Origin of the sequence: Psychromonas sp. MME1 (assembly GCF_041080865.1) — a bacterium.
GTDB lineage: Bacteria > Pseudomonadota > Gammaproteobacteria > Enterobacterales > Psychromonadaceae > Psychromonas.
The window spans coordinates 2,736,329-2,749,719 of sequence record NZ_CP160906.1; the positions used below are offsets into that span (position 1 = coordinate 2,736,329).

Annotated in this window: 9 protein-coding genes and 1 pseudogene; 5 read left to right on the forward strand and 5 right to left on the reverse strand. The window is 40.2% G+C overall.

Annotation, left to right across the window (positions count from 1 at the left end):
- Window position 1: 1 nt before the first annotated feature.
- Window positions 2–1,312, reverse strand: coding sequence for an MATE family efflux transporter (locus AB2N10_RS12585; RefSeq protein ID WP_369433920.1), 1,311 nt, complete (start codon window positions 1,310–1,312; stop codon window positions 2–4).
- 183 nt (window positions 1,313–1,495) lie between these two features.
- A complete protein-coding gene (locus tag AB2N10_RS12590; RefSeq protein ID WP_354622722.1) occupies window positions 1,496–2,863 on the reverse strand; it encodes a Do family serine endopeptidase in 1,368 nt (455 codons plus the stop codon).
- Between the two features lie 324 nt (window positions 2,864–3,187).
- Between AB2N10_RS12590 and AB2N10_RS12595 the strand changes: the two genes are divergently transcribed.
- The 4 genes from AB2N10_RS12595 to gltS all read left to right on the forward strand — a co-directional run bounded on the left by AB2N10_RS12595 (window position 3,188) and on the right by gltS (window position 8,574).
- A complete protein-coding gene (locus AB2N10_RS12595; protein ID WP_354622723.1) occupies window positions 3,188–4,459 on the forward strand; it encodes an aminotransferase class I/II-fold pyridoxal phosphate-dependent enzyme in 1,272 nt (423 codons plus the stop codon).
- 61 nt (window positions 4,460–4,520) lie between these two features.
- On the forward strand, window positions 4,521–4,736 hold the full coding sequence (locus AB2N10_RS12600) for a DUF3820 family protein (protein WP_354622724.1): 216 nt from the start codon (window positions 4,521–4,523) through the stop codon (window positions 4,734–4,736).
- A 303-nt stretch (window positions 4,737–5,039) separates the two neighbouring features.
- Complete coding sequence (locus AB2N10_RS12605; protein ID WP_369433921.1) at window positions 5,040–7,169, forward strand: alpha-amylase family glycosyl hydrolase; 2,130 nt, start codon at window positions 5,040–5,042, stop codon at window positions 7,167–7,169.
- A 349-nt stretch (window positions 7,170–7,518) separates the two neighbouring features.
- Window positions 7,519–8,574 (forward strand): sodium/glutamate symporter, encoded by a 1,056-nt coding sequence (gene gltS / locus AB2N10_RS12610; protein WP_369433922.1) that lies wholly within the window; start codon window positions 7,519–7,521, stop codon window positions 8,572–8,574.
- A gap of 183 nt (window positions 8,575–8,757) precedes the next feature.
- Here gltS and AB2N10_RS12615 read toward each other — a convergent pair whose 3' ends face one another.
- Genes AB2N10_RS12615 through AB2N10_RS12625 form a run of 3 tightly spaced genes read right to left on the reverse strand, consistent with a single transcriptional unit; the run spans window position 8,758 to window position 11,419 of the window.
- The gene (locus AB2N10_RS12615) at window positions 8,758–9,288 is read right to left on the reverse strand and encodes a protein disulfide oxidoreductase (protein ID WP_369433923.1); all 531 of its coding nucleotides are present in this window, start codon (window positions 9,286–9,288) and stop codon (window positions 8,758–8,760) included.
- Window positions 9,285–11,162, reverse strand: a complete 1,878-nt coding sequence (locus AB2N10_RS12620; RefSeq protein ID WP_369433924.1) for a thioredoxin family protein — start codon at window positions 11,160–11,162, stop codon at window positions 9,285–9,287. Before AB2N10_RS12620 ends, AB2N10_RS12615 begins: the two co-directional genes overlap by 4 nt.
- A complete protein-coding gene (locus tag AB2N10_RS12625) occupies window positions 11,114–11,419 on the reverse strand; it encodes a hypothetical protein (RefSeq protein ID WP_369433925.1) in 306 nt (101 codons plus the stop codon). Before AB2N10_RS12625 ends, AB2N10_RS12620 begins: the two co-directional genes overlap by 49 nt.
- A gap of 211 nt (window positions 11,420–11,630) precedes the next feature.
- Between AB2N10_RS12625 and AB2N10_RS12630 the strand changes: the two are divergent.
- Window positions 11,631–13,381: pseudogene (locus tag AB2N10_RS12630) on the forward strand (EAL domain-containing protein).
- Window positions 13,382–13,391 lie beyond the last annotated feature (10 nt).

The window sequence follows — 13,391 nt, forward strand, 5'->3', positions numbered from 1 at the left end:
ATCAAGTTAGTGTGTATCTTAACCATTTTTTAGAACGCCAACGGAACATCATAATAACCCCTCTTATCCACTCATCCGCGGCGATTGCCATCCACACCCCAAGCACACCAAAAGCAAAGACGATACCAAACAGATAGGCGAGTAGTACGCTGATCCCCCACATGCTTAATATGCCTATTTTCACTGGATAAGCAATATCACCAGCCCCTTTAAGACTTGATATAAAGATTAAGTTAAAAACACGCCCCGCTTCTAAAATAATCGATCCACCCATTAAGGCTGCAGTTAAGATGAGCACCTCTGGATCGTCACTGAATATATCAATGAGCTCAAAACGAAATAGATAAGCGAGGACGGTGATCGTCGTTGAAGCGATTAAACCAACGACGAAATATTGTTGCACACGCTTCAATATTTCTTCAATCCATCCTTTACCTATAAAATAACTGGTCTGGATCTGACTTGCTTGGCCAACTGCTAAAGCAAAGGCGAAAGAGATTCTAGCAATATTTTGTGCGTAGGTATAAGCCGTTAAAGAGGCCGTTCCCATCTGTACGACGAAATAGATAATCACCATTTGTGAAACATTATAGGAAAGGATCTCCCCTGCATTCATTATCCCTATGCGCAATATTTTTTTATAAAAAAGAGCAGGTATCGCGAATACACTCCCTATTGGCAAGTCAATTTTCTTATCGCGCAACATATACCACAAAATGGCGGCACTAATAAATTGACTAAAAACGGTGGCAATCGCCACCCCCTGTACACCATAAACGGGTAGACCAAAGGGTTGATATAATGCACAATAATTGCCGAAAACATTAATCGCGCCAGCAAATAAATTAATAAACATCGGTGATTTAGAGTAACCATGAGCACGTAAAATAGTAGAAAAAATAATGCCTAGGGTCACCATAATTGTCAGTGAAGCGGTAATAATTAGATAGTCATAACCAAATTGCGCTACCTGAGCCTCTAGGCCAAACAGTGAGATAATGTCACCTGTTGCGACAAATGAAAGCACCCCTAAAGCGATCCCCATCGCAAGCCCTAAATAGATACTCGCAACGGCAATTTTTGCTGAATCTTGGTGACGATCAGCGCCATTATATTGGCTAATAAGCACACTACTGCCGGTGCTGACCATCATTGAAATAATAACAAGGAAAAATGATATTTGCGTAACGACACCTACAGCAGAAACCGCTTTCTCTGAGTAGCCGCTAAGCATAAACACATCGCTAGTATTAAGTGCCGTGCGCAATAATATCTCGACAAACATAGGCCAAGTAAGGGCGACAATATTCATTCTATTGTCCATGAGCTTGCTATTTTTATGCATATTGGGGGCTTAATAATGAAAAAGAGAAGAATCTTCATTATATCCCAAAGATGGGTATCGAGCCTACAAAAAAGCACCTATTACCACAAATAACCATAAAATATTCATGGCCAAAGGAAATAGGTGCTCTAATGTGTTTTTAATGCGCTGTTATTTAATAACGATAAAGAACGAACCTCCATTACGATTTATCTGTAACAGTAATGCAGATTCATTGCGTTTTAAGGCTTTAGTCAGTGATTTAATGTCAGTTACACGGCGTTGATTCGCGCCAACAATAAGATCGCCGACTCTTAAACCACTACCCGCAGCAATCGAGTTTCCCGACACCTGTGTAACAACAACACCATTACCATCATTATCATTTTCAAAGCGCACACCTTCTAGCAATGAATGTAGTCCTTCATTCGTAATCGCCGTCTCCTGTGGAGCGGCAATTAAAACAGTTAACTGTTTCTCTTCACCCTCTCGTAAAATGGTTACCTGTACGCTGTCACCTATATTTTTCACACCAATAAGGCTGCGTAATTGTCCCGTGGAAGTGGTATTTTTACCATCAACCATGACGATAACATCCCCTGCCCGCAACCCCGCTTTTTCCGCAGGCATCCCCTTAGCAACATCGCTGATCAACACCCCTGCTTGGCCATTTTCAAGCGCAAAAGCATCGCGTAGATCAGGTGTAATATCTTGGATTGCAACCCCTATTTGACCACGGCGAACCTCACCATGTGCTAAAATCTGTACCATACTTGCCTTGGCCATATTGCTCGGAATGGCAAAGCCAATACCAACATTACCTCCGGCTGGGGCAATGATAGCAGTATTGATACCAACCAGCTCACCCGCGAGATTAACTAGCGCGCCACCTGAATTTCCCGGATTGATAGACGCGTCGGTTTGGATAAAGTTTTCATAGCCTTCTAGCCCTAATCCAGTTCGCCCTAGTGCACTAACGATACCCGTAGTAACGGTTTGCCCTAAGCCAAAGGGGTTACCGATAGCAATCACAAAGTCACCAACATCAATGGCTGATGAATCGGCAATTTTCACCTCCGTTAAGCGATCTGCTTCTATTTCTAATATTGCAATATCTAAATCAGGGTCAACTCCCATCAAATTTGCTTGATAACTTCGCCCATCAAGTAACGAAACGCGTATCTCATCGGCATCTTTAATCACATGGTAATTGGTCATTACCACGCCTTTACTAGCATCCACAATAACCCCAGAGCCTGCACTTTGCTGACGCCTATTTTGCTTACCTTCTGGCATTTGCTGTTGATCAGGCAAATTAAAAAAGTGTCTAAAGAAGGGATCATTTAATAGTGGGTTAACTTGCTGTGGTTTTGTTGAGTAAGTAGAGATGTTAACCACCGCAGGACTTATCTGTTTTAAAATAGGTGACAAGGAAGGGAAAGGCTTCCCGTCTGCAGTGATATTCGGAATAGTTGCAACGGCGACCTGAGAAATTAGGCCAATAAAAACAGCAAATAGTGTTAACGAAATTTTCTTCATTTTTAAAAGTCCTATCATGATTTGTGATCATTAAAAAAAACATGCTAAAAGTACACTATAGAGGCGTTATTCATCCTCGGTAAATGAAATAATAAAATGGTCAATTATCTCTGTCAATTGGATGAAACATTCGTCGCTAGTCCCCATCGAAATAAATTGCTGATATAAAAGTGACTGGTTGAAGGAGAGTTAAGCAATACCCATAATGGAGTAATCTCCGTTATTTTAAACATTTTTTCTGATTATCTTATTCTATAGTGCTAGATTTAACACTCCATCGTATACATGAAACGTATCAACAGCCATTTTCAGTTCGGAGTAATTATGAAATTAGAATCACTTGCGTTACACCATGGTTATCAATCAGAGGCGACCACTAAAGCAGCTGCCGTGCCAATCTATCAAACCACGTCTTACACCTTTGATGACACACAGCACGGCGCAGATTTATTCGATTTAAAAGTCCCTGGCAATATTTATACCCGCATTATGAATCCCACCACCGATGTTTTAGAGAAACGTGTTGCGGAAATGGAGGGGGGTATCGCCGCATTAGCTGTTGCTTCAGGCATGTCTGCAATCACTTATGCCATTCAATGTATTTGCGAAGTAGGTACAAACATAGTTAGCACTAGCCAACTCTATGGTGGCACTTATAACCTTTTTGCACACTCATTCCCTAAACAGGGTATTGAAACACGAATGGTCTCCTTTGATGATTACCAAGGTTTCGCCGATGCAATAGATGAAAATACACGCGCTATTTTTTGCGAATCAATAGGTAACCCTGCCGGCAACATTGTTGATATTAAAAAATTGGCCGAGATTGCCCATCAACATGGCTTACCGCTGATTGTCGATAATACAGTAGCAACGCCTGTATTATGTCGTCCATTTGAATTTGGCGCGGATATTGTGGTGCACTCTTTAACGAAATATATCGGTGGTCACGGCACATCCATTGGCGGCATTATTGTTGACTCAGGCAAGTTTGATTGGGTTGCCAATAAACAACGTTTCGCTGTGATGAATGAGCCAGATCCCTCGTACCATGATGTTGTTTATACTGAAGCCTTTGGTCCGGCTGCTTATATCGGACGTTGTCGTGTTGTACCACTTCGTAATACCGGGGCTGCAATTTCACCGATGAACTCATTCCAAATACTACAGGGCTTAGAGACTTTGTGCCTGCGTATGGAGCGACACTGTGAAAATGCAGTCAAATTGGCAACCTATTTAAGCAATCACGATAAGGTAGAATGGGTAAATTATGCAGCCCTAGAAAGCAGCCAATATCATGAAACCTGCCAAAAAATTTGCTCAGGCAAAGCATCGGGTATATTAAGCTTTGGTATCAAAGGAGGCTCAGAGGCAGGAGGCAAGTTTATTGATGCCTTAAAAATGATATTACGTTTAGTTAATATCGGTGACGCTAAATCCCTTGCCTGCCACCCTGCTTCAACGACACATAGACAGCTTAATGCCGCAGAGTTAAAAGCAGCGGGTGTTAGCGAAGAGCTTATACGTATTTCCGTCGGTATTGAGAATATCGATGATATCATTGCCGATGTAGAGCAAGCGCTCGCGGCGGTTTAAATTTAGGCGTTCAAATTTAAGCCGTAACGATTTCGTTGCGGCTTATTATCAGGAGAACACAATGCAAGACACGCAAGCATTAAGCGATGCAATCAACCAAGTTATGCCCTTTGGGAAGTATGCGGGTCGTAAACTTATCCATTTACCAGAGCCCTATCTTGTCTGGTTTTATAGTAAAGGTTTTCCGCAAGGAAAATTAGGTGAACAACTTGCTTTAATGTATGAGGTAAAACTAAACGGGCTAGAGAAAATGCTTGCCCCACTAATCAAGCAATAAAATAGCATGACACAGATCACACCAATTTCACATAAAATATCAGCAAACAGGCTGAAAGACCTATTTTAACTGAGCTTATAAGCTACGCCCCCTAATAAAAACAGAAAACTACGCCCTACCACATAAAGTACAGCAATTCATAATGAAATTTATTCTTTTTTGCCACGATCCCTGATCGATTATAAATTTACATTTTACTTGTACCATGACGGGTAGAGTGTGATCTATAACCGCTTGAGATTTCAATGACTATGCTTTAATAACGTACTTTTTATTTATATATCAATTAAGGTACTTACTATTATGTTACGGAAATCTCTAGTAGCTCTATCGGTGACCGCATTATTGTCAGCTTGTGCTGGTGGTGCAGGAGAATCTACTCAAGCTAATAACACGGAGGCGGCTAACGCTCCCTATAGTGTCAATATTACCGCTGCTAAAGCAGCGTCGGACAACCACTTAGTCTGTAATCAGCCCGAAAGTAACAATGCAGCCTGTAATTTGCGTATGTATCAAGTTATGGTGGAATCATTTATCGATGCAGATAGTAATGCCGATTATGGAACAGGTTACGGTACAAGCCATCATAAAGGTGATATAGCCGGTGTCACTGCATCATTGGATTATATTAAATCGTTAGGTATGAATACCGTTTGGTTAACACCGATATTTGAATCGATTCCTATAGATGGACAAACAGAATGGATAGATAGACTCGATGCAACGGGTTATTTTACCAGCAACTATTTCAAAATAGATCCAAAATTTGGAACACTAGAACAGGCTAAAGAGTTAGTTAAAAAAGCACATGAAAAAGGCATGTATGTCATTTTTGATGGTGTGTTTGGTCACCATAAAGGTAATGTTGTTAAATCACCTCAGGGTCGTTTACCTACTATCGGTGCTCCAGTTGGTAATGTCGGATTTGAAGCCAAATATCCAGAAGACTTAGCGTTTTATAAAGAAGTTGCAACCTACTGGGTCAATGAGCTACAAATTGATGGCTGGCGTTTAGATCAAGCTTATCAAGTTCCAGTTTCACAATGGACGGAAATTCGTAAAGCCGTAGAAGAGGCATCAGCAACACAAACCTATAAATTAGCAGGTAAAGAGGTCAATCCTCTTGGCTACATGGTCGCAGAAATCTGGCGTACAGGTGCCAACGACATCGCAGCACAGGGATATGGTCCAGAGGATGATCCGGCACTGCCATCAGCATTTGATTTCCCTGTACGTTATTCAGTTGTACAGACTTTTGCTGTCGATGAGAACAGTGGCGGCAAACGCCCAGCAACCCATTTAGATGAGGCACTATTCTCACATGTTTCCTATCCATCTCATGCGATGCCAAATTTAATGCTAGGTAATCATGATTTAGTGCGCTTTGGTGATTTACTACAACGTGGCTTTATCGCTGACCCAAGTGAGCCAGAATATTGGACTCGTCATAAAGCGGCATTCAGCTTTATGGCTGCCTATAGCGGCCCAATTACACTTTACTATGGTGAAGAGATAGGCGATCAAGTTCCAGATTTTGAAGCAATGTACTCTAACTGTGATGGTTCAAGTGGCCTATGTGATGATCACGTTGCTCGTTCAAGCGCAACAATTGAAGGCTTAGCGACCACAGTTGGTGGTGAGATTGCTGTACTGAATGAACAACAATCAGACCTGAAAAATTATGTTTCTTCTTTGATGGCAATGCGCGCTGCAAATCCGGCACTTTATAACGGCAGCCGTACACACATCTATTCAGATAATAATGTTTACGTCGACCGTAAAGATGCAGGTAATAACCATGTGCTTTATCTAGTGAACACTAAAGATAAAGAAGCAATTATCACTCTCAAAGGAGATGCGTTAGGTAGTGTTGGCAACTTAACTAATCTATTAGACAAGCAAACGGTTAAACTCGTCACTGGACAATATCAGATAACACTCGCTCCTCTTTCTGCCGCATTTTATAATATAGACTCCCCTTCTAAGAAAGGCCCTGTGTTCACTAAAAAAGTTGCGAGTTTGACGGGTACGGGCGATCTTGCTAAATGTGATGCTCCAACCATTAAAGGTGACAAAGGACCGCTAGGTAAAACAATGTGGATCCGCGGAACTTACAAAGGTGGCGATGGCTTTAATGCAACTCCTGCTTCACATAAATTTACTTATAAGGGTAATAATATTTACCAAGTGGTTGTTGAAGAAAAGAGTGCAAGTGCATTTGCCTTTAAATTTGCCGCAGCTGACTGGTCATCTGAATTTGCAGTGAAAAAATCCAAAGCCGTTATTATTGGTCAAGAGCAACCGATCATGACCGCTTCAGGTTACGGTACCGAATCACCCATAAAAATTCCAGAGCCGGGTACTTACGTGTATAGCTTTAAAGTTGAAAAAGGACTGCATAAAGGCACTATGATGGTCAGTAAGTGTAAATAATAGAGAAATTACAGCTTGCATAGCTGGATGACTTCTCTTTTTCTTGACTGATTTTTGCATTTTTATTGATAATAGGTATAGTTAAAATCGAACCGTTATGGATTACCATAGGGTTCGATTTTTTTTACTTTTTTCTTTACAGAAAAATTTCTGCTTAACTGTAACCCTATTTAAAGTATTAGCCGAAAAATAACAGGATACATATGGAAGTTATTGAAATAAAACCTTTTATCTCTTTTACCATCACAATTATTTTGTTGTTTATCGGTAAAATAGCAATATCTAAATCACCTCTACTACAACGATATAGCATCCCGAACCGGTTATTGGCGGTTTTGTTTGTGCAGGGGTGGTCGCACTATTTTATTATGTTTTTAAAATAGAAATTCATTTCGGCTTAAATGTTCGCGATATTCTACTACTCTACTTTTTTGCAGGGATTGGACTAAATGCAGACTTTAAAAGCTTACTCTCTGGTGGCAAACCTTTAGTAATTCTAACCTTACTTGCTATCATCTATATTTTTATGCAAAACATTCTCGGCGTTAGCGTCGCGACGGCTTTTGGATTAGATCCATTATTAGGGCTCATGTCTGGCTCTATCTCTTTGATCGGCGGTGTGGGTACGACAATGGCCTGGGCACCACTATACCAAGAGTGGGGTGTTCAAGGCGCCGCTGAAATGGGCATAGCGAGTAACACCATCGGTTTAATACTTGCCTGTGTCATGGGAGGCCCGATTGCTAACTACTTAATTAACCGACACAAATTAACAGCAAGTAACGATCAAGTGTTAGATATTGGCGTTACCCATAAAGATATCCACGTAAAATTAGATCACTATAGTGTCTTACATGCTTGGTTGTTATTGAATATCTGTTTAATACTAGGTTATCTATTAGACATGTTGATTTCAGAAACAGATTTAAAACTCCCCATGTTCGTCTCTTGTATGATTTCAGGGATCGTCATTGGTAACTTTAGAACGCTCATCTTAAAACGAAAAACCAAAGAGGGTATGAGACAAAGTTTAGGTTTAATCTCTGATATTTGTCTAGGTATGTTCTTAACGATGGCATTGATGGGGCTACAATTGTGGCAATTGCAAAATGCCATCGTTTACTTAAGTTCAGTGATGTTTTTACAGGCGCTACTTTCAATTGTCTTTACTATTTTCATTGTCTATCGATTTATGGGTAAGGATTACGAATCAGCAGTTATTAGTTCTGGTTTTGGAGGGATAACCCTTGGTTCAACTGCCACTGCTATCGTTAATATGACGGCGGTAACACAACAATATGGCGCAGCGCATCGAGCATTTATTGTGGTGCCCTTGGTTTGTGGTTTCTTTATTGATTTAATGAACGCGTTTATCATTAACTGGTTCGTCACCCTTCATGGTTAAGTAATGGCTATAAGCAGTGCTCCAAGGCGCTGCTTATACCTATATGGGGAATCATATTGTGGTCATCGCTTATTGAGAAAAAATGAGGGAGCAAACTGTATGATTGAGTAATAGCCGAATTACAATTGAATACAACGCAGCTATCTTTACCCATGTTACCTCAAGATATTATGCAGATTGCGATTAAGCCATCAATAACCGTAACCACATCCCTATCGGCGATGTAAATCCGGTTGTTATCGACTTAATCTCACCTTTATCAATAATAAAAATGGTTGGTGTTTGAGAAACGCCCCAGGCTTTACTTATTACCCCCTGCTGGTCATTAATAACTTTAAAATCATACCCTTTGCTCTCAATGTAATGCTTAATACGGCTCTCATTACCCGAGCTAATCGCAATTGATAACACTGGATAATGCGCTGACATGAAATCAACCGATGGTGATACCGTACTACAAACACTGCACCACGTTGCCCAAAAGTAGAGCAAAACAGGTTCTTCTTTGCTCATCGCTAAAAGATCAATTTTATCCCCTTGTACATCATTGACCACTAAACCCAATATTTGATCGGAAGGGACGGCTCGGGTTCGCCATAAATCCACCCCCCAACCAACGGCTAAAAAGAGTAGTGAATAAATGACAATGGTTGATGCCCATTTACGTATCGATTTTTTCTTCTTTGTACTCAGTTCATTACTATCACTCATCATTTATCTCCTTGCGCTTGCGCAATCGCAGCTAACACCTGTTTATTACTCAAAATAGTATCCAAAGCTATCCCCTCTGGTGCAGCAGGGCCATAGACAATATTAAATGGTACACCATAACGATTAAATGACTGTAAATATTGTGTAACAGAATCGGAACGCACCGTCCAATCGCCTCTCATCAATACTATGTTTTCAGATTGCAATGCGCTATATACAGGTTCTTGCAATAATACGGCTATTTTATTCGCTTTACAGGTGACACACCAATCGGCAGTGACATCAACAAAAACTGTTTTTCCCTGCGCGACCTGTTGAGTAATAACTGCAACATCAAGTGTTTGCCAATCTAGTTCATCTCGATTTGAGCTTGCCCAATAATTATCACTTAAATGAGCCACAGTAAAACCTACGGCACTAACCAGTAATAGCGATAACAATGCCAAAAAGAAAACACGTTGACCATATTGACGTATGACTAATATAAATAGCGATAATAGCAGTAAGCTAGCCAGACTAATCGTCCACATCGCACCAATAAATATCGCCAACAAACTCAGTAACCACAGGCTGGTTGCTAAGATCATTAATGCAAACACAAGCTTAACACGATTCATCCACGGCCCCGGCTTGGGTAACAACAGGGCAAGACCAGGAAAAGCTGCAATTATTAGCCAAGGTAAAGCCATTCCCATGCCTAACGCGGTGAAGATGGTAAATAACGCCATTGTCGATGCCCCTAAGGCAAAAGCGACTGCGGTTCCTAAAAATGGAGCGCTACAGGGCGTCGCCAGCAATGTTGCAAACATACCTTGTAAGTAATGACCAACTAACGAGTTATCACCCGACGTGGCTAACCATGTATTGGCTTTCACGGATAACCGTATCTCAAACAAACCAAACATGTTAGCCGCAAATAACGCCGTGATAGCTGCCATAAATGCAATAAAATATGGGTTTTGGAATTGAATCCCCCAACCGAGCGCTTGCCCTGATAACTTCAGAAATAAGATAAAAGCAGCTAACAACCAAAAAGAGCAAAGAATTCCCAAACTCGATGCAATAAATTGCTGACGAATTTGCCCTCGTTGAATTCCTTGTAACGACAATATGGTGCTTAATTTCATGCCTAAAACGGGCAATACACAGGGCATGATATTAAGAATTAAACCACCTAATAATGCCACTAAAAATATTGACGTAAGTGAATCTGCACCAGTTTGGTTGATAACCTGATCAGAACTACGATTAATTATTTCAACTAAAAGATCATCATCCACAACGGTAAAATGCAAAGGTTGTTGGGATAAATCAACATCTCCAGCCCAACTCGAAGCATTAAATGAGGCTGTTAGCTGCTTGCCTGAGATGTTAATTATTGGTGTTGAAAAATTGATTTCCGCTAACAGCGGATCTTCTGTATCAACAAAAACATCGGGATTACGCCAATTAAATTGATTACTAATTTGTACGCGCAGCGATTGTGTTGTTTTATCCCAATAAGAGTGAATATCGGTAATCGTCGCACTCTGTTGTTCAGCCAGTTGCTCTGAGTCAATAACAACGGGAACGCTCGACATCGCCTGCGCATAGCTGAAAGCGACCTCAGAGTCAGGCTGCAACTCAGATGGATTAAATGAGAGCATAAAATTATAATCACTTAGCACACAAATAGTCGTACAGGATGCCAAGGTCAGTTTTGCCTCAAAATAGGTCTCTTTATTAAAATCAGCTACGGAAATAACCATCGGAAAGTGGATTATCTCTTTATAACCTAAGGTATCAACCCCCAAAACAGGGTAGCGTTTAGGCGCAGGCCAATGCCAATTTAGCGCAGTAACATTGGCATCGTGAACCCACTCCAATTGCGGTGCCACCCCTCCTTCCCGGGAGAACGCCAATAGGTTTTCCAACCATCATCGAGATTCACACTCAACAAAGCATTAACGGTGTTAGCCTGTGGATCTGTTTGTCCGGTTAATTGCATCTGCACAGAAACGGGAGGATGTGAAGGATTAATTAACCATCCAGAGCTTACTAACTGACTATTCGCACTAGCGATAACACTATAAAGACAAAGACTAAATAGCAATACAGTGGATGCAACATGAAAAACACGGTTCAATTTAAACAAATGTAATTCTCCAACGACAAAAATAACGTTTCATAAATAGCCTATTTGAAGGCCATACATATACTCATAACAGCATTTTAACGATATCTTCACATATATGCCATGTATAACTAAATAGACTTCACACTATCCATTACTAGCTGATGTCTATTTACAGTTAATCGATTTATAATCTTTCATATTGTATTTAAGCCTCTTCACGGTAATCACGATGTCTTTACTCTCTATTATTTTGCTGGCTTTATTAATTATTACTGCGCTGCGTTTAATTATTATCGAGCGGAAATATTGCCGCCTCAAGCTGGCCCATGAACATATACAAGAATTAGTTGATAGCTTACCTGATTTAATTTGGGTCAAAGACAGAGAATCACGGTTTCTATTTGTAAACAGCCAATTCAAAAAAACATTTTCCCTCCCCAAAGATCATTTTATTGGAAAAACAGATTTTGATCTGCCCTGCGATAATGAATTAGCACAGAGCTACTTCGAAGAGGATATGAGAGTACAAAGAGAGAGAAAAATACATCATATTGAAGAGCAAATAAATAAGCCGGATGGTTCGCTGGGTTGGTCGGAAACATTAAAAGTACCACTCATAGATAAAAATAATAATGTGGTTGGCACAGCTGGTATCGCCAGAGATATTACGGCCCGCAAACTAGCCGAGCTAAAAATGGTGCATATTGTCTATCACGATGAATTGACCGGTTTACCTAATCGTAATGGCTTTAATCAACAGTTTAATAAACTACTGAGCTTAAACAACTGCACCGTCGCGATTATCTTATTTAATCTCAATAACTTTAAAAACATTAACGATAGCCTTGGACACCATAGTGGTGATAAAACATTAATACAAATTGCGAGTCGTTTAAAGTCATTAGTCAATGATAACACCATCATTGCCCGTTTGAGCGGTGATGAATTTGCGATAGCACATAACTATGCTAAATTTGAAAACTCGTTAGCTAACTTAAAAGTGCGATTGCTAGAGCTGTTAATAGCGCCAATAATACTCAATGAAATAAAGCACCGCGTTACGGCAAGTTTTGGGGTTGCAGTTGGGCCACAGGATGGGCGAGATGTACAAAAACTGTTACAACATGCAGATTTAGCAATGTATCAGAGCAAAGTCAGCCATAGCAAAGGCTATGTCCATTTTATGCCGGAGTTTGCCGAACAATTACTCTATAAAATGAAATTATCCAATCAACTGAATCAAGGCATAGAAAAAAATCAGTTTCATCTTACCTATCAACCCAAGGTCGATTCGACAGATAAAAAATTGATTGGCGTTGAAGCGCTGTTGCGCTGGAAATTAGATGATAAACTTATCTCTCCCTATGATTTTATTCCAATAGCCGAAAAAAATGGTTTCATTGTTGAATTAGGTAATTGGGTTATCACCACTGCACTGCAACAAATGCGTTATTGGATTGATAATAATATAGAATGCCCACCTATTGCGATTAACATATCGGCAATACAATTACACCAACCAGAATTTGCTGACACCCTTATAAAACATTTACATAACTATCAAATCCCAGGAATCTGGTGCAAATAGAGCTCACTGAAAGTGTTTTAATGGGTGATATGGAAGAGGTGATAGCCCAGCTAAAAGCGATTCGAAGCAAGGGTGTACTGATTAGTATCGATGACTTTGGTACTGGATATTCTAATCTCTCCTATTTACCCTACTTACCCGTCGATATAATCAAAGTTGACCGCGTATTTATCAGTGAACTACACCACAATCTAGATAACCAAAAAATAGTACAAACCATTGTCAGCTTAGCGAATAACTTTAACTTATCAGTGATAGCTGAAGGTGTCGAAACGTTAGATGAACTTAAAACAACCAATAAATGCGGTATCGTTGATATTCAAGGCTATTACTACTCCCGCCCGCTGCAAGTCAATGAACTAGAAAAAGCTTGGTTAAATAATATTATTTAACCAAGCAATA

What these genes read in the sequence shown, in the direction of transcription:
- AB2N10_RS12585 (WP_369433920.1), bottom strand. Translation starts at nt 1,312, where the DNA reads ATGAATATTGTCGCCCTTACTTGGCCTATGTTTGTCGAGATATTATTG.
- AB2N10_RS12600 (WP_354622724.1), top strand. Translation starts at nt 4,521, where the DNA reads ATGCAAGACACGCAAGCATTAAGCGATGCAATCAACCAAGTTATGCCC.
- AB2N10_RS12595 (WP_354622723.1), top strand. Translation starts at nt 3,188, where the DNA reads ATGAAATTAGAATCACTTGCGTTACACCATGGTTATCAATCAGAGGCG.
- AB2N10_RS12590 (WP_354622722.1), bottom strand. Translation starts at nt 2,863, where the DNA reads ATGAAGAAAATTTCGTTAACACTATTTGCTGTTTTTATTGGCCTAATT.
- AB2N10_RS12615 (WP_369433923.1), bottom strand. Translation starts at nt 9,288, where the DNA reads ATGATGAGTGATAGTAATGAACTGAGTACAAAGAAGAAAAAATCGATA.
- AB2N10_RS12605 (WP_369433921.1), top strand. Translation starts at nt 5,040, where the DNA reads ATGTTACGGAAATCTCTAGTAGCTCTATCGGTGACCGCATTATTGTCA.